The sequence below is a fragment of the Stenotrophomonas maltophilia genome (genome assembly GCF_001676385.1).
Lineage (GTDB): Bacteria > Pseudomonadota > Gammaproteobacteria > Xanthomonadales > Xanthomonadaceae > Stenotrophomonas > Stenotrophomonas maltophilia_J.
In genome coordinates this window covers 77,730-98,085 of record NZ_LYVJ01000001.1, presented here as the reverse complement: position 1 = coordinate 98,085, position 20,356 = coordinate 77,730, and the positions used below count along the sequence as shown (strand labels likewise).

General features: G+C 66.2%; 24 protein-coding genes and 3 tRNA genes. 16 read left to right on the top strand and 11 right to left on the bottom strand.

Annotation, left to right across the window (positions count from 1 at the left end):
- Positions 1 to 82: 82 nt before the first annotated feature.
- A tRNA-Ala gene (locus A9K58_RS00605) sits at positions 83 to 158 on the top strand.
- 61 nt (positions 159 to 219) lie between these two features.
- Here A9K58_RS00605 and A9K58_RS19640 read toward each other — a convergent pair.
- Positions 220 to 393: a hypothetical protein gene (locus tag A9K58_RS19640; RefSeq protein ID WP_196769138.1), complete on the bottom strand. Its 174-nt coding sequence runs from the start codon at positions 391 to 393 to the stop codon at positions 220 to 222.
- A gap of 166 nt (positions 394 to 559) precedes the next feature.
- Between A9K58_RS19640 and A9K58_RS00600 the strand changes: the two genes are divergently transcribed.
- Positions 560 to 1,045: a hypothetical protein gene (locus A9K58_RS00600; RefSeq protein ID WP_065197480.1), complete on the top strand. Its 486-nt coding sequence runs from the start codon at positions 560 to 562 to the stop codon at positions 1,043 to 1,045.
- Positions 1,046 to 1,051: 6 nt separating this feature from the next.
- Here the strand turns inward: A9K58_RS00600 and A9K58_RS00595 are convergent, their stop codons facing one another.
- The gene (locus A9K58_RS00595; protein WP_065197794.1) at positions 1,052 to 1,813 is read right to left on the bottom strand and encodes an SDR family oxidoreductase; all 762 of its coding nucleotides are present in this window, start codon (positions 1,811 to 1,813) and stop codon (positions 1,052 to 1,054) included.
- A gap of 132 nt (positions 1,814 to 1,945) precedes the next feature.
- Between A9K58_RS00595 and A9K58_RS00590 the strand changes: the two genes are divergently transcribed.
- The 8 genes from A9K58_RS00590 (at position 1,946) to dxs (ending at position 9,551) form a co-directional block, all read left to right on the top strand.
- Complete coding sequence (locus tag A9K58_RS00590) at positions 1,946 to 2,788, top strand: bifunctional transcriptional activator/DNA repair enzyme AdaA (protein WP_065197479.1); 843 nt, start codon at positions 1,946 to 1,948, stop codon at positions 2,786 to 2,788.
- A 202-nt stretch (positions 2,789 to 2,990) separates the two neighbouring features.
- Positions 2,991 to 3,066, top strand: a tRNA-Phe gene (locus tag A9K58_RS00585).
- Between the two features lie 72 nt (positions 3,067 to 3,138).
- Positions 3,139 to 3,214: transfer RNA gene (locus tag A9K58_RS00580), tRNA-Phe, on the top strand.
- Between the two features lie 149 nt (positions 3,215 to 3,363).
- A complete protein-coding gene (locus A9K58_RS00575) occupies positions 3,364 to 3,915 on the top strand; it encodes a lipocalin family protein (RefSeq protein ID WP_065197478.1) in 552 nt (183 codons plus the stop codon).
- 163 nt (positions 3,916 to 4,078) lie between these two features.
- Positions 4,079 to 4,555, top strand: a complete 477-nt coding sequence (locus A9K58_RS00570; RefSeq protein ID WP_065197477.1) for an LEA/WHy family protein — start codon at positions 4,079 to 4,081, stop codon at positions 4,553 to 4,555.
- Positions 4,556 to 4,612: 57 nt separating this feature from the next.
- Positions 4,613 to 6,403 carry an acyl-CoA dehydrogenase C-terminal domain-containing protein gene (locus A9K58_RS00565; protein WP_065197476.1) on the top strand — a complete coding sequence of 597 codons (1,791 nt, stop codon included), beginning with the start codon at positions 4,613 to 4,615 and terminating at the stop codon, positions 6,401 to 6,403.
- 469 nt (positions 6,404 to 6,872) lie between these two features.
- Positions 6,873 to 7,538 carry an HNH endonuclease gene (locus tag A9K58_RS00560; RefSeq protein ID WP_065197475.1) on the top strand — a complete coding sequence of 222 codons (666 nt, stop codon included), beginning with the start codon at positions 6,873 to 6,875 and terminating at the stop codon, positions 7,536 to 7,538.
- Between the two features lie 105 nt (positions 7,539 to 7,643).
- Positions 7,644 to 9,551: a 1-deoxy-D-xylulose-5-phosphate synthase gene (gene dxs / locus A9K58_RS00555; RefSeq protein WP_065197793.1), complete on the top strand. Its 1,908-nt coding sequence runs from the start codon at positions 7,644 to 7,646 to the stop codon at positions 9,549 to 9,551.
- 111 nt (positions 9,552 to 9,662) lie between these two features.
- Here the strand turns inward: dxs and A9K58_RS00550 are convergent, their stop codons facing one another.
- From A9K58_RS00550 to A9K58_RS00540, 3 genes are all read right to left on the bottom strand, one after another.
- A complete protein-coding gene (locus tag A9K58_RS00550; protein WP_065197474.1) occupies positions 9,663 to 9,866 on the bottom strand; it encodes a hypothetical protein in 204 nt (67 codons plus the stop codon).
- Between the two features lie 167 nt (positions 9,867 to 10,033).
- Positions 10,034 to 10,579 carry a DUF3011 domain-containing protein gene (locus tag A9K58_RS00545; RefSeq protein WP_065197473.1) on the bottom strand — a complete coding sequence of 182 codons (546 nt, stop codon included), beginning with the start codon at positions 10,577 to 10,579 and terminating at the stop codon, positions 10,034 to 10,036.
- Positions 10,580 to 10,710: 131 nt separating this feature from the next.
- On the bottom strand, positions 10,711 to 10,917 hold the full coding sequence (locus tag A9K58_RS00540; protein ID WP_065197472.1) for a hypothetical protein: 207 nt from the start codon (positions 10,915 to 10,917) through the stop codon (positions 10,711 to 10,713).
- A gap of 402 nt (positions 10,918 to 11,319) precedes the next feature.
- Between A9K58_RS00540 and A9K58_RS00535 the strand changes: the two genes are divergently transcribed.
- The 3 genes from A9K58_RS00535 (at position 11,320) to A9K58_RS00525 (ending at position 12,684) form a co-directional block, all read left to right on the top strand.
- Complete coding sequence (locus A9K58_RS00535; RefSeq protein WP_065197471.1) at positions 11,320 to 11,604, top strand: hypothetical protein; 285 nt, start codon at positions 11,320 to 11,322, stop codon at positions 11,602 to 11,604.
- Between the two features lie 11 nt (positions 11,605 to 11,615).
- On the top strand, positions 11,616 to 11,843 hold the full coding sequence (locus A9K58_RS00530) for a DUF1653 domain-containing protein (protein WP_065197470.1): 228 nt from the start codon (positions 11,616 to 11,618) through the stop codon (positions 11,841 to 11,843).
- 73 nt (positions 11,844 to 11,916) lie between these two features.
- Entirely contained in the window at positions 11,917 to 12,684 is a 768-nt protein-coding gene (locus tag A9K58_RS00525) for a transporter (protein ID WP_155760408.1), read from the top strand.
- A 140-nt stretch (positions 12,685 to 12,824) separates the two neighbouring features.
- Here A9K58_RS00525 and A9K58_RS00520 read toward each other — a convergent pair whose 3' ends face one another.
- Genes A9K58_RS00520 through A9K58_RS00510 form a run of 3 tightly spaced genes read right to left on the bottom strand, consistent with a single transcriptional unit; the run spans position 12,825 to position 14,131 of the window.
- Positions 12,825 to 13,433, bottom strand: coding sequence for an ATP-dependent Clp protease proteolytic subunit (locus A9K58_RS00520; protein WP_065197468.1), 609 nt, complete (start codon positions 13,431 to 13,433; stop codon positions 12,825 to 12,827).
- Between the two features lie 36 nt (positions 13,434 to 13,469).
- A complete protein-coding gene (locus A9K58_RS00515) occupies positions 13,470 to 13,820 on the bottom strand; it encodes an SRPBCC family protein (protein WP_065197467.1) in 351 nt (116 codons plus the stop codon).
- Positions 13,820 to 14,131 carry an ArsR/SmtB family transcription factor gene (locus tag A9K58_RS00510; RefSeq protein ID WP_065197466.1) on the bottom strand — a complete coding sequence of 104 codons (312 nt, stop codon included), beginning with the start codon at positions 14,129 to 14,131 and terminating at the stop codon, positions 13,820 to 13,822. Before A9K58_RS00510 ends, A9K58_RS00515 begins: the two co-directional genes overlap by 1 nt.
- Before the next feature lie 85 nt (positions 14,132 to 14,216).
- On the opposite strand from A9K58_RS00510, the gene A9K58_RS00505 reads away from it, so the two are divergent.
- The gene (locus tag A9K58_RS00505) at positions 14,217 to 14,909 is read left to right on the top strand and encodes an aspartate/glutamate racemase family protein (protein ID WP_065197465.1); all 693 of its coding nucleotides are present in this window, start codon (positions 14,217 to 14,219) and stop codon (positions 14,907 to 14,909) included.
- A gap of 24 nt (positions 14,910 to 14,933) precedes the next feature.
- On the opposite strand, the gene A9K58_RS00500 is transcribed toward A9K58_RS00505, so the two are convergent.
- Complete coding sequence (locus A9K58_RS00500) at positions 14,934 to 15,329, bottom strand: hypothetical protein (protein ID WP_065197464.1); 396 nt, start codon at positions 15,327 to 15,329, stop codon at positions 14,934 to 14,936.
- 241 nt (positions 15,330 to 15,570) lie between these two features.
- Here A9K58_RS00500 and A9K58_RS00495 point away from each other — a divergent pair, with 241 nt between their 5' ends.
- Entirely contained in the window at positions 15,571 to 16,080 is a 510-nt protein-coding gene (locus A9K58_RS00495; RefSeq protein WP_065197463.1) for a DUF3011 domain-containing protein, read from the top strand.
- A gap of 469 nt (positions 16,081 to 16,549) precedes the next feature.
- On the opposite strand, the gene A9K58_RS00490 is transcribed toward A9K58_RS00495, so the two are convergent.
- Entirely contained in the window at positions 16,550 to 17,059 is a 510-nt protein-coding gene (locus A9K58_RS00490; RefSeq protein WP_065197462.1) for a hypothetical protein, read from the bottom strand.
- A 110-nt stretch (positions 17,060 to 17,169) separates the two neighbouring features.
- On the opposite strand from A9K58_RS00490, the gene A9K58_RS00485 reads away from it, so the two are divergent.
- Positions 17,170 to 17,835, top strand: a complete 666-nt coding sequence (locus A9K58_RS00485) for an SOS response-associated peptidase (protein WP_065197461.1) — start codon at positions 17,170 to 17,172, stop codon at positions 17,833 to 17,835.
- 38 nt (positions 17,836 to 17,873) lie between these two features.
- Here A9K58_RS00485 and A9K58_RS00480 read toward each other — a convergent pair whose 3' ends face one another.
- A complete protein-coding gene (locus A9K58_RS00480; protein WP_065197460.1) occupies positions 17,874 to 20,348 on the bottom strand; it encodes an SGNH/GDSL hydrolase family protein in 2,475 nt (824 codons plus the stop codon).
- Positions 20,349 to 20,356: the final 8 nt, after the last annotated feature.

Genomic DNA, 20,356 nt, shown 5'->3' with positions numbered 1-20,356 from the left:
CCGTGGGTGGATCCACGCCTGCACCGTCCCTGCCCGGCGCTTGGCAAGCCCGGCGGGCAGCGCTACACTGGAGCCCTGCCGTGGGGCCATAGCTCAGCTGGGAGAGCGCGTCGTTCGCAATGACGAGGTCAGGAGTTCGATCCTCCTTGGCTCCACCACTCTTCAAGAAACCCGCAGGTCTTCACGATCTGCGGGTTTTTTCTTTTTGCCGGTTGCCGCTCAGGCGGGTTCCTGATCGCCATCCTTGCGTCGTGGGCCGCGCGAATGGGCATCACGCACCTGCTGATCGCGCTGGCCCGGCCGCTGCTTCGCCACCTCCTCCTGGGCCCTGTCCTGACGGCTTTCCTGCACGCCCTGCTTCGAATCGCCCTGGTCTTTGTCGCGCTCACTCATCGAAATCTCCTGTGCCGGCGAAGGCCGACCAAGGCTTCACGCTAGAGGCTGCACGGTGATCCGCAGGTCAGGCCCACGCGAACAGCGTGTGCAGTCGCGCTTGCCGCCGCGACCCACAGGCCTACAGGCCTACAGAATCCGACGCAACCTGCCCAGCCGGCCGGCAATGTCCCCTTCTTCCCAGCACGCCGTTCGCACGCTGCCGATTACCCTCGATCCGGCAGACGGCAGCATCCAGCTCGGCAGCCTGCCGGCGTTGATCTGCCCCGCCCTCTCTCTGGATCACGCGCGCATCGCCTTTGCCGCGTGGGTCCATGGCGAACGCGATGTCGGCACCGGCTATCACTGGCTGAGCCTGCACCGGCTCAGCCTGGGCGGCGCCCCCGCCGGTATGAGCCTGTGCTTCCACGGGCAACAGCTCGACGTGGTCACGATGGGCGTGGATCTCCCAGGTGCGGCACTGGAAGATGGTTGGCCGACCCAGGCCACGATCAACGCAGAAGTCGCGTTCATGAAGCGCAGGCTGGGCGCGATGCTGGGGCGAAAGCTGGCCGGAGGCCACGCCCGCTTCGACTGGGGCGAGGCCTGGGCCACTTTCGATCAAAAGGGGTTCATGGCCAGCAGCGGCATTCGCTACCGGCCACACCGATGACCGGACTCAGGTGCGGGTGATCGACACCCCACCCTCGACGCGCATCGCGGTACCGGTAATGAAGCTGCTTTCATCGCTGGCCAGGAACAAGGCCGCGTTGGCGATTTCCTCCGGCTCGGCCATGCGCTTGAGTGCGTGCAGCGAGCGCACGAAATCACGCGCATCTTCGGTAGGTGCCGCCTGCCGGCCCATCTCGGTATCGGTGCCGCCGGGCAGCAGCACATTGCTGCGCACACCCTGCGCGCCGTACTCGGCGGCGATCACCTGGCTCAGGCCGATCAGCGCGGCCTTGCTCGACGCATAGGCGGCCATGCCCGGGAACCCCACCGTGTGGCCGACGAAGGTGCCGACGAACACCAGCGAACCGCCACCGCGTGCCAGCAATGCGGGCAACTGGGCGCGTGCGGCATGGAAGGCGGCATCGAGATTGGTGGCCATCACCTCGCGCCAGGCCTCCACCGGGAACTCCGCCGCCGGCGCGCCGGGGCCGAGCATGCCGGCGTTGTTGAGCGAGATGTCCAGGCCACCGAATGACTGCTGGGCAAGATCCACCAGCCGCTGGGCCGTGTCGGGGGCGGCGACGTCGGCAGCGTGCACCACCACCTCGCCACCGGCGGAGCGGATCTGCGCGGCCAACGCCTGCAGCGGCTCTGGGCGCCGTGCGTTGAGCACCAGTTTTGCCCCTTCGGCAGCGAAGCGCAGCGCGCTGGCGCGGCCAATGCCGGCACTGGCACCGGTGATGAGAGCGATCTTGTTGTTCAGGCGCATGGTCGTGCTACCGGTCGTGAAGTGGCCATCACGATGCGCCACCACCGACCGGCCAACACTCCGTTTCCGGGCCTCGGCCACGGGTGCAGGAAACGGAGTTTCCACAGCACCCGCACGTGCCAGAATCCGGCCATGGACAGTACCGCCACCACCGCCCTCGATGCCCGTGTTGAACGGGTCTGCCGCCATCTGCAGGCCAGTCTCGACGAGCCCTCGCTGCAGGAACTGGCTGCTATCGCCGGCTGCAGCCCGACCCGGCTGCACCGCCTGTTCAAGCAGGCGATGGCGCTGACGCCCAAGCAGTATGCCGCCGCTCTGCGCGCGGACCGGCTGCGCACCGGGCTCCAGCAGCAGGAACGCATTACCGACGCCTTCCACGATGCGGGTTTCGGCTCCAGCGGTCGTTTCTACGAGAATGCACCGCGGCTGCTGGGAATGACTCCAAAGCAATGGCGTGCCGGTGGTCGCGGCGAAGTCATCCACTTCGCGCTTGCCGAAAGTTCACTCGGCAGCGTGCTGGTGGCCAGCAGTGCAACCGGCGTGGTCGCGATCCTGCTCGGCGACGATCCCGAGGCGTTGCTGCAGTCCCTGCAGCAGCGTTTCCGCCACGCCGAACTGGTCGGCGCCGACAGCGGTTATGAGCAACTGGTGGCCCAGGTGGTGGGCCTCGTCGAGGATCCTGCCCGTGGCGCCACGCTGCCGTTGGACATCCGCGGCACCGCCTTCCAGCAGCGGGTGTGGCAGGCGCTGCAGCAGATCCCGCGTGGGCAGACCACCTCTTATGCCGATATCGCCGCGCGCATCGGCGCGCCCCGATCAAGCCGTGCGGTGGCGCGCGCCTGCGCAAGCAACCCGCTGGCAGTCGCGGTGCCCTGTCACCGCGTGGTGCGCCGCGACGGCGACCTGTCCGGTTACGCCTGGGGCGTGGCGCGCAAGCGCGAGCTGCTGCGCCGGGAAAAAACCGCGAACGGCTGACGTTGCCGTGGATGCCCGGGCAGACGCGCCGACCACGCCAGTCACAGCGTTCCGGCGCCGGCAGCGCTCGCAATCGGCGGATCAAGCACTTGCGCGCATGCAGGCAGCAATGTGAAGGTTTTTTTCCAAAACGCTTGCCGAACAGCACCGACCTCCGTATTATGCGCGTCCTCGGCAGCCACCACGCTGCAACGAAACAAGTGGCCGAGTAGCTCAGTTGGTAGAGCAGGGGATTGAAAATCCCCGTGTCGGCGGTTCGATTCCGTCCTCGGCCACCACTTTCGAAGGCCTGCAGAAATGCAGGTCTTTTTTTTCCGGCAGCCACGCAGGTCGCGGCCGCCACGCAATCTGGCCGAGTAGCTCAGTTGGTAGAGCAGGGGATTGAAAATCCCCGTGTCGGCGGTTCGATTCCGTCCTCGGCCACCATTCTGCGGATCGTCCCTTCGCCCCGCTCGCCGAGCCACGCTGGGCGTCGGCTCGGCGCTCCTGCGCCGGTCGTCGGCTGGCTTGACGGAACATTTACACGTGCCTGCGCGACGGCACCTACGCTGCGGTTCCCTGCCTGGAGCCCGCCCATGCATCTACGCCCTGCCCTGCTCGCCTGTCTCCTGGCGGTCGCGTTTCCGGTGATCGCCGCCGCGCCGGTCCGCGCCGTCGACGCCCTGGACATCGATCGCTATGCCGGCCAATGGCACGAAATCGCGCACCTGCCAGTGTCATTCCAGAAGCAGTGCATCGGCGAGATCACCGCCAACTACGGGCTGCGCCGCGACGGTCGCATCAGTGTCACCAATGCCTGCCGCAACGGCGACGGCGAACACGTGGTCGCCGAGGGCGTGGCGCGGCCGGTGGCGGGCCATCCCGGCCAGCTGCAGGTACGCTTCGCTCCGGACTGGCTGAGCTGGGTGCCGCTGGTCTGGGCCGATTACTGGGTGCTGGCGCTGGACCCGGACTATCAATGGGCGATGGTCGGCGAACCCGAGCGCAGGTACCTGTGGATCCTGTCGCGCGTACCGGAAATGGATCGTGCCCGCTTCGAACAACTGAAGGCCAGGGCCGCGGCGATGGGCTACGACCTCGGCCCACTGCGCCTGATGGCGCCCCTGCGTGACGCGCCAGCCGATTGAACCGCAGCAGAACACGCGCAGAGTGCCCGGCCACGGCTGCGCGTGACACGCCCGGCCATCGTCTTCACGCGCTACCCTCTGCGGCGGATCGCCACAGGCAATCCAAACCACCATACGCCGTAGTATGCTTATCTCCAACGCACCCTCCAGAGGACTTGCGCCCATGCTTCACCGTGTCCGTACCGCCTTGATCATCCTGTGCACCCTCGCCCTTGCCGCCTGCGGCGATGGCATCGTCAAGCGCGTGTCGGAGCCGGCGGCCAGCCTGCAGCAGCTGACGGTGCGTGCCGATGGCAACTGGACCGTGGCGCTGCGCCTGCAGAACTACAGTTCGATGCCGATGACGTTCGATGATGTATCGCTGGCGCTGACTGTCGGCGACGTCGAGGCAGGCACGCTCCGGGCGGCACCCGCCATTTCCATCGGCGGGACCTCCGCCGACGTCGTCAGCGTCGACCTTGTGCCCAGCTCCGCCGCGCGCCTTGTGGTGGCTGACGCCCTGGCCGGCAACCGCACCCTCGCCTACGGGTTGAAGGGCTCGGTGGCGGCAACGCCGCAGGAAAAGAAGCAGCGCAGCTTCGACATCAGCAGCCGCAGCACCCTCAACCAGGCCCCCGGCCTGCCCGGCGTGCTGCGCTGATTCCGCTCACCGCTGCGATGCGCCGCAGCTCCCCTGCCCCTGATCGAGACGTACCCGATGAGCAGCTACACCGCCCCGCTTTCCGACCTCCGTTTCGCCCTGCACGACGTGCTCAAGGTTGAGCCTCTGTTCGCCCGCCTGGGCTTCACCGACGCCACCGTCGACGTGGTCGATGCTGTGCTGGAAGAGGCCGGCCGCTTCAGCGCGACCGTGCTTGCCCCACTCAACAGCGTTGGCGATGAGATCGGTTGCGTGCTCGACCAGGCCACCGGGGAGGTGACCACTCCGCCCGGCTTCAAGCAGGCCTATGACCAGTTCGTCGAGGGTGGCTGGACCGGCCTGACCGCATCGCCGGAACTGGGCGGCCAGGGCCTGCCGCATACCCTGGGCGTGCCGCTGAACGAAATGATCAACGCCGCCAACCTCGCCTGGGGCAATTTCCCGCTGCTCTCGCACGGTGCCATCGAGGCACTGAAGCAGCACGGCGAAGCCTGGCAGCACGAGGCGTTCCTCAAGCCGCTGATCGAAGGCCGATGGACCGGCACCATGTGCCTGACCGAGCCGCACTGCGGCACCGACCTGGGCCTGCTCAAGACCAGGGCCACGCCGAACGCCGATGGGAGCTATGCGATCACCGGTACCAAGATCTTCATCACTGCCGGCGAGCACGACCTGACCGGCAACATCGTGCACCTGGTGCTGGCCAAGCTGCCCGACGCCCCTCCGGGCGCCAAGGGCATCTCGCTGTTCGTCACCCCCAAGTTCAAGGTCGACCGCGACGGCAACGTCGGCGAGCGCAACGCACTGCGCTGCGGCTCGATCGAGCACAAGATGGGCATCAAGGGCTCGGTCACCTGCGTGATGAATTTCGACGGCGCGCAGGGCTACCTGGTCGGCCAGCCGCACAAGGGCCTGCAGGCCATGTTCACCATGATGAACACCGCGCGCTTGGGCGTCGGCCTGCAGGGCATCGGCCTGTCCGAGCGCGCCTACCAGAACGCGCTGAAGTACAGCCGTGAGCGCCTGCAGTCGCGCGCGCTGAGCGGTGCAAGGTTCCCGGACAAGGCGGCCGACCCGATCCTGGTCCACCCGGACGTTCGCCGCATGCTGCTGACGGTGAAGTCGCTGGTCGAAGGCAGCCGCCTGCTGGCGCTGCACGCCGCCACCCTGATCGACATCGCCCACCATGCCGAGGACGCCGCCGAGCGCGAGCGCGCCGATACCCTGGTGAGCTTCCTGACTCCGATTTCCAAGGCCTGCCAGACCGAATGGGGCATCGAGAACACCTACAACGCCCTGCAGTGCTTTGGTGGCCACGGCTACATCCGCGAGCACGGCATGGAGCAGCTGGCCCGCGATGCCCGCATCACCACGCTGTATGAAGGCACCACAGGCATCCAGGCGCTCGACCTGATCGGCCGCAAAACCGCGTCCAGCCAGGGCGCCGGCCTGAAGCTGATGCTCGCCGAGATCGAAACCTTCGCCAGGGAGCAGGAGGGCAACGAGGCCCTGGCCGAGTTCATCGGCCCGCTGCGCGCGAAGGCCGCCGAGTGGGGCACGCTGACCATGGAGGTGCTGCAGCGCGCGGCCACCAACCCCGACGAACTGGGCGCAGCCAGCTACGACTACCTGTTCTATTCGGGCTACGTGGTACTGGCCTACTGGTGGGCCCGCAGCGTGGCCGCCGCCGATGCCAGCACCCACGGTCCCGCCTTCGCCCAGAGCAAGCGTGAGACCGCGCGGTTCTACTTCGCGCGCGTACTGCCGCGCACCCTGGCCCATGCCGCCGCGATCCAGGCCGGTGCCGGCCCGCTGATGGCGATGGACGACGAACGCTTCGGCGCCTGAGCCGGGCTGCCGCCCGGCACCCGCGGTAGTGCCGGCCGCTGGCCGGCAACCGCAATATCAACAGCTGGATCCCGGTGGATGGCGGGGCGGTGTGGGCTGGCAGGACACGCCGTAAACCCCGCTCCGCGGTCCGGCCCAGCCGCTGGCGGCTGGGCGTTCGGGCGCTTGCGAAGCAGTGCTTCGCAAGCAAAGCGCCCTCACCCATGGGGGCTCGATGGCGCCATCCATGGCGCCAACGGTCCTGCCAACCCACACCGCCCCGCCTCTGACAGTTCCCCGCGATCTGCGTAGATCCACGCGTGGATGAAAACCACCGAAATCCATCTGGGGAAAAGCCCCCCTTTGTTAAGGGGGGCGCACCGACAGGTGCGGGGGATAGGAGGAATGCGCGGACCTGAATCTTGCGTTTTGTGTATCGCCCTCAGGCGATACACAAATCGTCAACATTCAGGTATAAGCTGTTCTCCCGATGGAGACAGACACTACACGCTTGGGTCTGATCGAAGCCGGAGCTCCGTTTTCTGCTCCGGGCGCCGAAGCATCGCCCAACGCCACGACGCTGCATCGCCCCGGTTCGGTCCGGCTGCTCTCGCTTGATGCCCACGGACGCGTACTGGACTGGATCACCTGGCAGGATGCGGCCTGCCTCTATGCCCGTGAGGCGGTGGCCTGGACGCTCGGCGACCCCTGCCTGCACATCCATGGCGGTACCAACCGCTTCAGCGGCCTGCAGAGCGGGCTGGACCTGCACCCGATCATCGCCGCCCGCGGCCACGCCCGCTCCCGCGCGATCGACCCGACACCGAACCTGACCAACCCGGCCCTGTTCGCCCGCGACGCCCACCTGTGCATGTACTGCGGCCAGCAGTTCAGCCGGCCCACCCTTACCCGCGACCATGTCGTGCCGTTATCCAAGGGTGGGCTGGATTGCTGGGAAAACGTGGTCACCGCCTGCTTCCACTGCAACTCGCGCAAGAGCGACCGCACCCCGCAGCAGGCCGGAATGCCGCTGCTGGCGGTGCCCTACCGGCCCAGCTGGATCGAGCACCTGATCCTGTCCAACCGCAACATCCTGGCCGACCAGATGGCGTTCCTGAAGGCCCAGTTGCCGAAGCGGTCGAAACTGAGCGACTGAACACCCGCACCGGCAACCCTCACCGTCCTGTCACGGGCGGCGGCGTTTGCTTGCTCCACCCCGGTTTGAGGGCGAAAATGGGCGTTCAGAAAAAGTGCGAACATGATGATCGACTCTGCCCGCTATCCCCGCCTCGCGCACATCCAGACGCCGGATGACCTGCGCACGTTCGACGAATCCGAACTGAGGGCGGTCGCCGACGAACTGCGCGCCTATCTCATCGAGTCGGTGGGCAAGAGCGGCGGCCACTTCGCCGCCGGCCTGGGCGTGATCGAACTCACCGTGGCCCTGCACTACCTGTACCAGACCCCGCATGACCAGCTGGTCTGGGACGTCGGTCACCAGACCTACCCGCACAAGATCCTGACCGGCCGCCGCGACGAGATCCACACCGTCAAGCAGAAGGACGGCGTCGCGCCGTTCCCGAAGCGCGAGGAAAGCGAGTACGACACCTTCGGCGTCGGCCACTCCTCGACCTCGATCTCGGCCGCGCTCGGCATGGCCATTGCCCGCCAGTCCGAAGGCGATGACCGCAAGATCGTGGCGGTGATCGGTGATGGCGCCATGACGGCCGGCATGGCGTTCGAGGCGCTGATGCATGCCGGCGGCATGGAGCCGGAGCCGAACCTGCTGGTCATCTTGAATGACAACAACATGTCGATCTCCGAGGCCGTGGGCGGGCTGACCAAGATGCTCGGCCGCGCCACCGGCAGCCGCACGCTCAACGCGCTGCGCGAAGGCGGCAAGAAGATCCTCGGCGACAAGAAGAACAACCCGGCGCGCTTCGTGAAGCGCTGGGAAGAACACTGGAAGGGCATGTTCGTGCCCTCCACGATGTTCGAGGAAATGGGCTTCCATTACACCGGCCCGATCGATGGCCACGACATGCCGGCGCTGCTGTCCACGCTGAAAACGCTGCGCGCGTCCAAAGGCCCGAAGCTGCTGCACGTGATGACCACCAAGGGCAAGGGTTACCAGCCAGCCGAAGGCGATCAGATCGGCTACCACGCCGTGGGCCCGTTCGATCCGGACAAGGGCCTGGTGGCCAAGGCAGGCGCCAAGAAGCCGACCTACACCGATGTGTTCAGCGACTGGCTGTGCGACGCTGCCGCCGCCGAGCCTCGCCTCTTCGGGATTACGCCAGCGATGCGCGAAGGCTCCGGCCTGGTGCGCTTCAGCAAGGAATACCCCCAGCGCTACTTCGATGTGGCGATTGCCGAGCAGCACGCCGTCACGCTTGCCGCTGGCATGGCCACCCAGGGCGGCAAACCGGTGGTGGCGATCTACTCCACCTTCCTTCAGCGCGCGTACGACCAGCTGGTGCACGACGTCGCGATCCAGAACCTGGACGTGCTGTTCGCGATCGACCGTGCAGGCGTGGTCGGCCCGGACGGTGCGACGCATGCCGGCAATCTCGACCTGAGCTACCTGCGCTGCGTGCCGAACATGGTGGTGATGGCGCCGTCCAATGAGGCCGAATGCCGGCAGATGCTCAGTACCGGCCTGGAGTATCCAGGACCGGCTGCCGTGCGCTACCCGCGGGGCACCGGCACCGGCGTGGCCGCTGGCACCGACCTGTCGACCCTGCCTGTCGGCAAGGGGGAGCTGCGCCTGCAGGGCAGCCGCGTCGCCCTGCTCGCCTTCGGCAGCACCGTAGCCGCCGCCGAAGAGGTCGGACGGGAGCTGGGCCTGAGCGTAGTCAACATGCGCTTCATCAAGCCGCTCGACCGCGAACTGGTGCTGGCAACCGCCGCCCAGCACGAGGGCCTGGTGACGATCGAAGACAATGTCGTGGCCGGTGGCGCGGGTTCCGGCGTCGCTGAACTGCTCAACGCCGAAGGCGTGCTGCGCCCGATCCTGCACCTCGGCCTGCCCGACAGCTACCAGCACCATGCCAGCCGTGAAGACCTGCTGGCGGAAGCCGGCATCGATGCGGCCGGCATCCGGGAGGCGGTACTCAAGCGCTGGCCGCAGCTGGCGGCAGCAACCCCGCCCTTGAGCGCGGCAGGCTGATCGGCCGGCCGCGCGGATGCGCAGCCATGGCAGAAATCCGGATCCAGGCTCGGCTGCGCTTCAACGGCCGGGCCTCAATCCGCCGGACGTGCGCTCGGCTGCCCCACGCCCTCAACCGTAGCTGACGGCCTCGACGAACGCGCCACTGGCCTCCACGCGCACGGCGGCCCGCTGCCCGGTATCGACGAAGTGAAGGCGGGCGAGGGTTTCGGCGAAATCATAGGCCCGCGCGCCATCGCGGAACATGATCGGTTCCGGCCGGTCAGGATGCAGCACACGCCATTGGCGCTGATCGCATTGCAGGCGGATCAACATGCAGCTCACTCCTTGAGGCAGCGTATCGACGTGGCAGCCACGTTAGTGCCGATATCGGCATAAGTCGTCGTTGCCGACCAAGGGCACGCAGGGGTGCCCCTGGTCGCAGAAGATACGACCTTGAAACTGTGAGATGTATCAGATTTTTCTGATTTTCACGGCGACGCTCAGTTCACCTGGAACTGCGCGCGGCACCCCCCACTGACCCAGATGCCACGGCGGTCCCATCCCCAGGTCTGGCCTTCGATGCAGGCACTGCGCGAATCCTGGCGGATCAGGCGGACACCGCGGCGAATGCGCGCCTCGCAGTATTCCTGTCGGCGGTCATTGGAGTGGCAGGCGATCACCTCCCCCCCACCGCCGTAGCCCCAGCCGCCACCATGGCCCCAGCCGTTGCCGCGGCCATATTCACCGACGAACTCGGCGCGGCAGCCTTGGGTCACCCACACGCCGTAGCGGGATTGCCCCCAGGTCTCGCCCTCCACGCATGGCGACCCGGACAGTTGGCGGATCATCCGGGCACGGCCCTCCAGGCGGCATTCATTGCTGCGATTCCTGATCGATTCGCAGCGCACGATGCCCCCACCATCACGACCGCCGTAACGGTCATCGTCGTAGCCGTAACCGTAGCTCTGCGCCTGGGCGCCGCCAGCGGCCGCCAGCATTGGCAGCAGGGTGCAGGCCAGGGTGCGCCAGGTGAGTGCGTTGCCCATCGAAGTCTCCGGATGAATACGATGGCGCAAGCATCGGGGATTCACGGCGCGGCGCACAGGGGCCTGGTGAGAACAGTTTTTCCCCCATTCAAACAACTCAACCATGGCTGACTGGGCCATGGGTGGCCGCGTCAGCCGCCGACGTGAAGGGCCTCCACCGAATTCCCCAGTGCCTCCACCCGCACCGTGCTGCGCTGGCCGGTACGGCGATGATGTTCCAGCGCAAGCGCGGCGGCCGCGTCGAACGCCTCGGCGCCCCGGGCGTAGCGGGCAACGTCAGGCGACTGCGGATGGAGCACGGACCAGTGCCGCGCCTTGCATTGAACGGTGATGACCATGGGAACTCCCGGTGCGATGAAAGGGGCGCGCCAGCAACGGAAAGGCCGAGGCCGGTACATCCTCAGGCTAGCGGGCACCTTCGGGCCATCCCATCAGATTTGTACGAAAACGCCCCGTCGATTCGTCAGGATTTGGCCGTCCTCACATACCTGAGGTCGTTTAGTGAAGACTTTCCGTGACTCTTGTCACAGAGTCAGCTGCGCTTCACACTATGATCACCAACTGGGGGCCCTTCCACATGCGCACCTTCTTCTCACAGCAACGGTGGACGCTGCTGAAGTTCTACTTCGTGGCCAGCTATCTGATCCTGATCGAAGAACTGGTCCGTGCCGCGGTGCATTGAGCGCTTGCTGCGCGGCGCTTAGCGACGGACACTGTCGCTTTCGGCTACCGGTCTGCCCATGAAAGCGCATTTTCTGCTGCCCTCGCTGCTGGTCCTGGCCGCTTGCACCAGCCCAGGCAAGGCGCCTGCGGATGCCGATGCGCCCGCCGCATCGACGGCCACGCCCGTGGTGGGCGGTGATCGTGATGCACATGGCTGCATAGGGTCGGCAGGCTACCAATGGTGCGAGCACCGCCAGCGCTGCGAACGCCCCTGGGAACTGGCGCAGGCGCAGGGACTGGCCAACACCGCCGCAGCCATCGAGGCCTATTGCGCGAAACCCGCCAGCCCGGCGGGCAGGTGAGTCGGCACATCATGGCTGAACTGAGCCCTCTTCCCACCCTCGCCCCTGGCCGCTACCGCCACTTCAAGGGCGGCGAATACGAAGTGATCGGCATCGTCCGCAGCAGCGAGACGCTGGATCCGCTGGTGCTGTATCGCGCCCTTTATGGAGAGGGCGGCCTGTGGGTGCGGCCCTATGCGATGTTCATTGAACAGGTTCCCGGCGAGCACGGCCCGCAGCCCCGTTTCGCTCCCGTGTGAGCTGACCGGCCTGCTCACGCGGTACCGACACCCCTCCCCTGCATTCTCGATGCAGATGCCATCCGGGACGATCATGCGCTCTGCCCTGCCCTTCATCCTGTTCGCTGCCAGCGCGTCCGCACTGGCCCAGGACACGGATGAAGTGCCGGGCTTCGACCGGCCCGGCATCGGCTTCGGCACCGACACGGTACGGCGCGGCGCGCTGGCCGTGGAACTGGGCTTCCCGGGTTACCTGCATGACCACGCCGATGACGGTGTGCACACCGTCGGACTGTCCAGCGATCTGCTGCTGCGGACCGGGCTCGCCCCCGGCTGGGAGCTTCAGCTGTCCACCTCTCCCTGGCAGCGGCAGCGGATCAGTTCCCCGCAATCCTTGCGCTCCACCCGCCTGCAGGGCGCGGGCGACAGCCATCTGGCAGTGAAATGGGCAGGGCCCGCCAGCACGGACCGTACCTCCTGGGCCCTGCTTGCATCGGCGGTGATCGCACGCGGTGATGCGGACTTCAGCGGCGGCCGCCAGTACGCGCTGGCCGCCAGCATCGATCATCGGCTTGCCGGAAACTGGAGCGCAGCGCTGTATGCGAGCCACCAGCGTGGCGCTGGAACCCACAGCACGAGCTGGTCACCCAGCCTGGCGCTGGAGGTGAGCGATCGGCTGGGATTCTACCTGGAGGCAGGTTTCAGCCATGCCAGCAACGCACCGGACGAGACCATCGCCGGTGCAGGCGTCACCTGGATGCTCCGCCGCAACGTCCAGCTGGATGCATCCTTCGACGTTGGCCTGGATGCAGGCAGCCCGGACCTGCAGGCCGGCGCCGGCGTGGCGATCTACCTGGACTGAGCGGCGCGACGGCTGCGCCTGCGGGATGTTCCCCGCCGGCAGCATACGCACGGCATGCATCAGCGCGGGTGGAAACACAGCAGCCCCGCCGCGAACCCCAGGAACAATGCGGCGTGGATGCGAGGGTCGCGGAGGCAGGTTCAGGCCGCCAGCGCCTCGCGCCGGATCATCACCTGGTCGATCAGGCCCCATTCGCAGGCCTGCTCGGGGCTCATGAAGCGATCCCGGTCCAGGGCCTGTTCGACGTCCTCAAGGCTGCGCCCGCAATGTTGTGCGTACAGGCGGGTGATGCGCTGCTTGGTGCGCTGCATCTCCTCGGCGTGGATGAGAATGTCCGACGCCTGGCCCTGGACGCCGCCCAGCGGCTGGTGCACGTGCAGGCTCGCGTTGGCCAGCGCGGCGCGATGGCCCGGTTCGCCGGCCATCAGCAGGAACGAGCCCATCGAGCGCGCGGTGCCCATGCACAGCGTATGCACTGGCGCGGAGATGTACTGCATCGTGTCGTACATCGCCAGGCCGCTGGTGATCACCCCGCCCGGCGAGTTGATGTACAGGTGGATCGGTTTCTCCGGGTTTTCCGACTCCAGGAACAGCAGCTGCGCGCAGACCAGCGCCGACACGGTGTCGTCGACTTCACCATTGAGGAAGATGATGCGCTCGCGCAGCAGGCGCGAGTAGATGTCATGGGAACGCTCCCCGCGCTCGCTGCGTTCCACCACCATCGGTACCTGCCACATCCTGTCCTGCATGTGCCTGCTCCTTGTGGGTGCGATCCAGGCGCCGGCTCAGGCCGCGCGCATCATGGTGCGAGGGGTATCGTTGGCGGCCGGCGGCATCAGCGCGCGCGGGTCGGTGAGCCGATGGACGACGGTCAGCACGGTCCCCCCACCCTCATCTGCACGCAGCTGGAAACGCACCAGGCTGTGCAGATGCGGAGGCCGCGCATCGCGCAGATGGAATCCAAGCTGCCGCCCCTCTTCGCACAGGCACGGTTGCGGATCGGCAAGGTCAGCCGCGGGCAGCCAGCGCTCGCGCAGTGCCGGATCGCACAGCGCGCGCCAGACACGTTCCGGCGGCGCCGGCAACCGCTGCTCCAGTACCAGGTCCGGGAGCGTTCCGTTGTGCATTTCGTCCATCAGTCCATCTCCTCCAACAGGTCCTGCAGGGCCGACATCCGCGCCGGCCAATAGGCCCGGTAGCGCTGCAGCCAGCTGCCGATGTGGGCCAGGCCACGTGGATCGACCTCGTAGTGGACGAAGCGCCCCTGGCGCTGCTCACGCACCAGCCCGGCCTCACGCAGCACCGCCAGATGCTGCGACATCGCTGACTGGCTGATCGCCATGCCCTCGCGCAGCGCGCTGGCATGGCGGCCACCCTCGGCCAGCTTCTCGAAGATATGGCGGCGGGTCGGGTCGGCCAGCGCCTTGAACAGAGCGTTCTCGATCATGGCCAATACATTAGCGCGCGCTAATGTGTTGTGCAAGCTCCGGACCGGATGTGCTGCAATGGCGGCCCGTGGCATGGAGCAGTGCATGAAGACGCTTGGACTGATCGGCGGCATGAGCTGGGAGAGCTCGGCACAGTACTACCGGCTCATCAACGAGGAGGTGCGCCACCGCCTCGGAGGCGCGCACTCGGCGCAGCTGCTGCTGTGGTCGGTGGACTTCGCCGGCATCAAGCGGTTGCAGCACGACGGCGACTGGGAGGCACTGGGTGGACACATGGTCGATGCCGCGCGGCGATTGCAGGCCGGCGGCGCCGACCTGTTGCTGATCTGCACCAACACCATGCACAGGCTGGCCGACCGCATCGAGGCCGCCTGCCCCCTGCCGCTGCTGCACATCGCCGATCCGACTGCGACCGCGATCGTGCAGGCAGGCGTGCGCAAGGTGGGCCTGCTCGGTACCGCCTTCACCATGGAGCAGGACTTCTACCGCGGCCGGCTGCGGGACCGCTTCGGCCTGGAAGTGCTGGTCCCTGAAGCCGGCGATCGCCGCAACGTGCACGACATCATCTACCGGGAACTGATCGCCGGGGTGGTCAGTGCACGTTCGCGGCAGGTCTATGCGGAGGTGATCGCGCGGCTGGTCGCGCGCGGTGCCGAGGCGATCATCCTCGGCTGCACCGAGATCATGCTGCTGGTACGGCCGGAGGACAGCGCAGTACCGTTGTTCGACACCACCACCCTGCACGCGCGGGCCGCAGTGGACGCGGCACTGGCGTGATGCGATGCGGGCCGGGGTACGGAATCAGCCCGCGCCCTGTACTTCCAGCGCAGTGACCAGCCAGTCGACCACCGCCTGCGAATCACACAGGAAGAAGATGGCATCGCCGGAGCGCGCTTCGGTGAGCAGGCGATAGACCGTGATCGCCACCGCCGACTGGCTGGCGATGAATACCTCCGGGTTGCGTGGCCCCTCGTTGTGGCCAGCAACGGCATGCAGCGCCTCGCGTGCGGCCACGGTGGCGGGCGGATCTGCACTGCGGGCCAACTCCGGCCCACGCAGACCCCAGGCAATGAAGACATGCTTGCCCTTGAACGTGGTGTCCAGGACCTGCACCTCGGCGGCGCCCGCGCCGCTCGAGCGGTGAATGACGATACTGCTGATCAACGCAACCCCCTGTGGTCGTCGTGGTCCGCGCATCTTCCGCCACAGGCCACCCGCACACCGGTGACGGCAGCGACAGGCTGCGCCGGCAGGCGTGGAAAACATGTAAGAGGGTGTAAACCGATGCGATCGGATGTGCCGCGATGATACGGGATGCAAGCCTTTGCATGGGCCCGTGCGCACTACTAAATCCCGACTGAGCCGGCTCCGGACTGATGGGTTCCAATAGCTTCCGCCTGGGTCATTCTTGCCGCCCGATTCCCCACCCGAGGCCCCCATGACCCATCGCCTGCTGCTGCCGATCACCGGCACCACCCTTGCCCTGCTGCTGGCCGCCACTGCCGTGGCGGCCCAGGACGACGAGACCGATCACGTCCCGGCGCTACGCTGCGAATCCCGGTTCAACGCGACCGAGCAGTGCCCGATCGAGGGCCGCGTGCGCCTGGCACGGCAGCTGTCGGTGACCCGCTGTGTCGAGGACCAGAACTGGGGCCAGAGCCGGCGCATGCTCTGGGTGACCGACGGCTGTCGCGCCGAGTTCGTCTCCGCCGAAGACCGACGTGGGCGCTGGCCCGGCCGCGGCAGGGACCGTGACGGCGATGGCGAGCGCCTCGTCTGCGAGTCCTACGAAAACAAGGAGAAGGAATGCCGCATCCGCGTGCGGCATGACGTGCGCATGGTCAGGCAGAAGTCGGTGACCCGCTGCATCGAGGATCGCAACTGGGGCTGGGACCGTCGCGGTGTCTGGGTCAGCGACGGCTGCCGTGCCGAGTTCCGGGTGTATTGACCGCCGGCCACACGCGGGCCGCCGTTTGCCGGATGGATGCAGTGAAGAGCCGGGCCCAGGCGTGGTGGGCACGGCATGATCCACCTTCCGTTGCACTCGGTGGCGACGACACGTTCCATCCGCCGTTGCCGATCGCCGTACCTGCGGCCGCCCTGGAAACCGGGACCGGCCTGATGCCACCTCCCGCTTCGACGATGCTGCCGCCGTGCCGCGTGCACCCGGCGGCACATGCCTGTGCCTGGCGCGTACAAAAAAGCCCGCGCATCGCTGCGCAGGCTTCTTGGATCATCACAGTGGTCGGGACGGCCGGATTCGAACCGACGACCCTCTGCCCCCCAGGCATCGTTACAGATTGACCCATCCGGTTGATCTATAAGGGTTTCAGCCCTGCGCAGAGCATCCCAAAAGTGCAGATTGCGCACCAATCCGATCAATCACTTACGTGCGGATAGGGTGCAGCATGCCCGGCCTACACTCCCCGCCGTAGCTGCTCCAGCCCTGCCCTGATCCACGCCTTGCGGGCGTCCTTCGGGCGGGGCTTCGTCTCGGCTGGCGGCCGGCGCGGTTCCAACGCTTCCCTGAGCCGCGCTGTAGCGGCGGTCGAGGCCTCGGCCAGCCGTCGGGCCTGTTGCTGCTGCTCGCGGGTCGGCGGCAGGCCCGGCGGCTCGGGCGGCAGCGGGATCGGGGTGTTGTCGGTGAGGCGAGCCACCGCCGCGCGCAGCGGCAGCTCCGGGTATAGCCTGGCCGCGCACCAGCGTTCGGCATACCGCTTGCCCTGGGCAATGCTGGCCGCCCGCACTTCCTTGGTCTGCCACATCTTCCGGGCGTCCAGGTGCACGTGCACGCCGCGGTCCCCGGCCGGCGACACCTGGGCGATCTGCCGGCCGTTCCACCAAAGCACCCAGCCGTACTCCATCTTGACCCACCCTGCGGGGATCGTGGCGGTGCGGAAGCCCTGGTAGCCGTGCGACGGAAGCATGGCCGGAAGGATACGGCCGACGGTCGCAAAGGCTGCGACAAGGGATCGTTCACCGGCTGAACCGTTCGGGATCACGCCCCGGGCACGGCCGGCAGGGCTACCCTCCGGCCATGTGCGGCCGATTCGTCCAGCTCCCCGTTGTCGACTTCGGCCAGCCCGGGCTGGCTGACCTTGCCCCCGGCCTGGCCGAGATCCAGCCGAGCTACAACCTGGCGCCGACGCAGCGCGCCTCAGTGATCCTTGACCGGGGCGAAGGCCGGCAGGTCACCCGGCTGGCGTGGGGCCTGCTGCCGTTCTGGGCGAAGGCCAAGGGCCTGCAGGGCTCGACCATCAACGCCCGGATCGAGACGGTGGCCACCAAGCCGGCGTTCCGGTCCGCCTTCAAGAAGCGCCGCTGCGTCATCCCCATGGCCGGCTACTACGAATGGTCGGTGAGCCCGATCGACGAAAAGAAGGATCCGTGGTTCATCCACGCCACCGGGCCGCTGCTGGCCGCTGGCCTGTGGGAGGACACCAGCCCCCTGCTGCCCGAGGGCAACCTGGGCACCTTCACCATCATCACCGGCGACAGCAGCGGCGTCTCGGCCGACATCCACGACCGGATGCCAGTGTGGCTGCACGCCAGCCAGATCGATGAGTGGATGGCAGCCAGCCCCGACGACGCCATGGCCATGCTGCTGGCGAGCGAGCCGCCAGCGATGGAGGCCTACCGGGTCAGCCGCGCGGTGAACACGCCGCGGAACAACAGTGAGGACCTGCTCCAGCAGGTCGCATGAGGCAAGGCCGGCATGATGCCGGCCTGCCCCAGTGGTGATCAGCGCGCGAAGAAGCTCACTCCATCCAGGTAGATCCCGTTATCGGTACCGAGACCGTATATCGACACCGCGCCACCGGTCGAAATGATGATGGTCGCGGCCGCACCATTATCCGTCCGAACTCGATAGACCTGTTGAATGCGAGGAACACAGCTTGCCGGCAGCGCCAGTATCTGAGTCCCATCGGCCTTCGTTCCAGCGTCAATTCGGCCTGACAGGTGAACAACCGCGTCTGCCGTCATGCCAATCTCTGCGCCACCATTGATAGCCCACCCGTTCTTCAGGCAGGAACTCGGCATGGTGATCGGTGAGAACGCGCGTGTCTTCTTAGGCGCGTAGCCGGCAAGCTTTTTTGCTACTGCCCAGGCAATCGCCGCACCGCGACGGGGGGTTGCGTGAATATTGTCTCGCAGCCCCGGATCAATGAACGAGTTATCGAGATCCGATCCCAGCACGCTGCGCAACTCAATATTCAGATCAACGATCTGACAGTTCTTCTTGGCGAAAACACTCCGATAGGCAGAGCGATAGAGTGCGCTCAGGTCATAATTGAACGTGGTCACGCCCTTGTTATTTGCGAGCGGCTTGGAGTACCACGTCGGGAAAATGACGCCGGTTACGCGCTTGTTGTTGGCCTGGCAGTAGTCGATGATCGCGTTCATGTTCGCAATGCATGCGTTCAGATCGCCAGCCGCCCCCGGATTCTGGACGTCGTTGGTCCCCAGGTTGACCACCACGTCAGTGGCGCCATACACACCATTTGCGGTGAGTGTGGCGAGCTGAATCGCAGAGGTGGCACCGTCCTGTGCGTAGTTCCGAATATTGGAAACCTTGATCCCGTGCGACTCGTCGATGAAGTTCCGCAGGTACGACGGATAGTCGCCGTGGACCTTTGCCGTAGTCGAATCGCCGACACAGATGATATCCATCGTCCCACGGCCGCCAGAGTGGTTATTCACCACCTTCGTCATGTACCTGATGAAGCCCACCGCGGCCTCGTTGTCGTAGGCGTAGCCGAACCCCACGAACTCGATGATCTCTCCAGCGGGGAGAGTCTGCGGGCTGATTACTTCCCGTCCGTTCAGCAATACAGACCAGGTCTTCAGATCGTACAGGCGAATGGACCATTCCGCTTTGCTCGGATGCCATGACACATGACTGGGGTAACCCTCCCACGCAATCCCAGACGACACAGTGACCGGAGCGCCACCGATCGACTTGAATACGATATTGCCGGCGCCGTCCTGCTGGCAGTAGAACATGCGAACGCCATCCGTACAGCGAATCATCGCGGCACGCACATATGGCCCCGCCTCGTAAGTCGCGTTGTACTCAGCGCCGCCTTCAGCCGCCTGGAAATGGCCGTAGAAATAGCTGTTGTTGCTGAGGGCCTCGCCTACACCATCTGCATTCGCAGAACCTGGGGTGAAGCTTTCCCATGCGGTTCCAGCAGGCCAAGCCAACCTCTGGTGGAAGAGTGATGCCATATCAACGGCGCCAACAACACCACGGTCACAGTCGCCTTCGCTCTGGAACAGTGGAATTCTGGTACGGCTGTGCACGTCCTCAACCACGAACGTGTAGTCGATGTACTCGTTGGCACTATCGGAACGCCCGACTTTCAAAGGCCGTACGAAACGGGCATCGGTGTGGATTTCCACATTGCCAGTGATCTTGCTCTCTTCGCTTGCGTCGATGGTGATGGCTGGGAACACCAGTGGCGTATCGGTGCCCACGTAGTAAACCCTGCCGCGCGGCAGCTTCAGGACACTCCCCGATGCCATCGCCTGCTCCGCTGCACGCTGCAATGCCACCCTGTCGTTGGTGGCGCCATCGCCCGCAGCGCCAAACTCCTCAGGACTGACGTACTCGCGAAGGCGGTCAAGAACTTGACGCCCAACTGCTCCCGAGCCGGCTTGCCTGTACCCGACCAGCGCAGCGCCTGCGGTTGCGTCCACCAGATCGTCGCGGAGGGTCAGATCACCTGCCCCTTCCAGGGTGATGTACCGAATGCCGCTTCCATCTGCATTCCAGCCAATACCCTTGCCAGGCTCAGGCGCCGGCAGGGTCAGGTCCGGAATCGTGCCGGGATAGGTTTCGGGGAATCGGATGGTGAGGTCCTGCCGGTCGTCCAGCTGTTGCACCTGCATTACGCGGTAGTCGAACGAATCTTCGTGCAGCTCCGGTAGGAACGCTCCCTGGTTCGTGATGTCCGTCGGCTGGTCAAACGGCACCGTGCGCAGGATCAGCACGTCAGTGTCAGACGCTGGAGGCGTGTTCATCAGGATCGTGGTGCCACCCGATCCGCCAGCCCCGCGAACGGTGTACTGCGATGGCGACAGTTCGATGGTCCCCTCAGAAGTGCCGATATAGACCGCAATGTGCTGCGGGCTGAAACACCGAGGCCCGGGAAACTCAGTCGTTACGCCGTTGCCCTTGTAGTTCTTGCGGCGATCATTTGCAGTGATGGTCATGGTATCCC

Excerpts from the sequence above, each read along its gene's own strand:
- A9K58_RS19640 (WP_196769138.1), bottom strand. The coding sequence starts at position 393 with ATGAGTGAGCGCGACAAAGACCAGGGCGATTCGAAGCAGGGCGTGCAG.
- A9K58_RS00600 (WP_065197480.1), top strand. The coding sequence starts at position 560 with ATGTCCCCTTCTTCCCAGCACGCCGTTCGCACGCTGCCGATTACCCTC.
- A9K58_RS00595 (WP_065197794.1), bottom strand. The coding sequence starts at position 1,813 with ATGCGCCTGAACAACAAGATCGCTCTCATCACCGGTGCCAGTGCCGGC.
- A9K58_RS00590 (WP_065197479.1), top strand. The coding sequence starts at position 1,946 with ATGGACAGTACCGCCACCACCGCCCTCGATGCCCGTGTTGAACGGGTC.
- A9K58_RS00575 (WP_065197478.1), top strand. The coding sequence starts at position 3,364 with ATGCATCTACGCCCTGCCCTGCTCGCCTGTCTCCTGGCGGTCGCGTTT.
- A9K58_RS00570 (WP_065197477.1), top strand. The coding sequence starts at position 4,079 with ATGCTTCACCGTGTCCGTACCGCCTTGATCATCCTGTGCACCCTCGCC.
- A9K58_RS00565 (WP_065197476.1), top strand. The coding sequence starts at position 4,613 with ATGAGCAGCTACACCGCCCCGCTTTCCGACCTCCGTTTCGCCCTGCAC.
- A9K58_RS00560 (WP_065197475.1), top strand. The coding sequence starts at position 6,873 with ATGGAGACAGACACTACACGCTTGGGTCTGATCGAAGCCGGAGCTCCG.
- dxs (WP_065197793.1), top strand. The coding sequence starts at position 7,644 with ATGATCGACTCTGCCCGCTATCCCCGCCTCGCGCACATCCAGACGCCG.
- A9K58_RS00550 (WP_065197474.1), bottom strand. The coding sequence starts at position 9,866 with ATGTTGATCCGCCTGCAATGCGATCAGCGCCAATGGCGTGTGCTGCAT.
- A9K58_RS00545 (WP_065197473.1), bottom strand. The coding sequence starts at position 10,579 with ATGGGCAACGCACTCACCTGGCGCACCCTGGCCTGCACCCTGCTGCCA.
- A9K58_RS00540 (WP_065197472.1), bottom strand. The coding sequence starts at position 10,917 with ATGGTCATCACCGTTCAATGCAAGGCGCGGCACTGGTCCGTGCTCCAT.
- A9K58_RS00535 (WP_065197471.1), top strand. The coding sequence starts at position 11,320 with ATGAAAGCGCATTTTCTGCTGCCCTCGCTGCTGGTCCTGGCCGCTTGC.
- A9K58_RS00530 (WP_065197470.1), top strand. The coding sequence starts at position 11,616 with ATGGCTGAACTGAGCCCTCTTCCCACCCTCGCCCCTGGCCGCTACCGC.
- A9K58_RS00525 (WP_155760408.1), top strand. The coding sequence starts at position 11,917 with ATGCGCTCTGCCCTGCCCTTCATCCTGTTCGCTGCCAGCGCGTCCGCA.
- A9K58_RS00520 (WP_065197468.1), bottom strand. The coding sequence starts at position 13,433 with ATGCAGGACAGGATGTGGCAGGTACCGATGGTGGTGGAACGCAGCGAG.
- A9K58_RS00515 (WP_065197467.1), bottom strand. The coding sequence starts at position 13,820 with ATGGACGAAATGCACAACGGAACGCTCCCGGACCTGGTACTGGAGCAG.
- A9K58_RS00510 (WP_065197466.1), bottom strand. The coding sequence starts at position 14,131 with ATGATCGAGAACGCTCTGTTCAAGGCGCTGGCCGACCCGACCCGCCGC.
- A9K58_RS00505 (WP_065197465.1), top strand. The coding sequence starts at position 14,217 with ATGAAGACGCTTGGACTGATCGGCGGCATGAGCTGGGAGAGCTCGGCA.
- A9K58_RS00500 (WP_065197464.1), bottom strand. The coding sequence starts at position 15,329 with ATGCGCGGACCACGACGACCACAGGGGGTTGCGTTGATCAGCAGTATC.
- A9K58_RS00495 (WP_065197463.1), top strand. The coding sequence starts at position 15,571 with ATGACCCATCGCCTGCTGCTGCCGATCACCGGCACCACCCTTGCCCTG.
- A9K58_RS00490 (WP_065197462.1), bottom strand. The coding sequence starts at position 17,059 with ATGCTTCCGTCGCACGGCTACCAGGGCTTCCGCACCGCCACGATCCCC.
- A9K58_RS00485 (WP_065197461.1), top strand. The coding sequence starts at position 17,170 with ATGTGCGGCCGATTCGTCCAGCTCCCCGTTGTCGACTTCGGCCAGCCC.
- A9K58_RS00480 (WP_065197460.1), bottom strand. The coding sequence starts at position 20,348 with ATGACCATCACTGCAAATGATCGCCGCAAGAACTACAAGGGCAACGGC.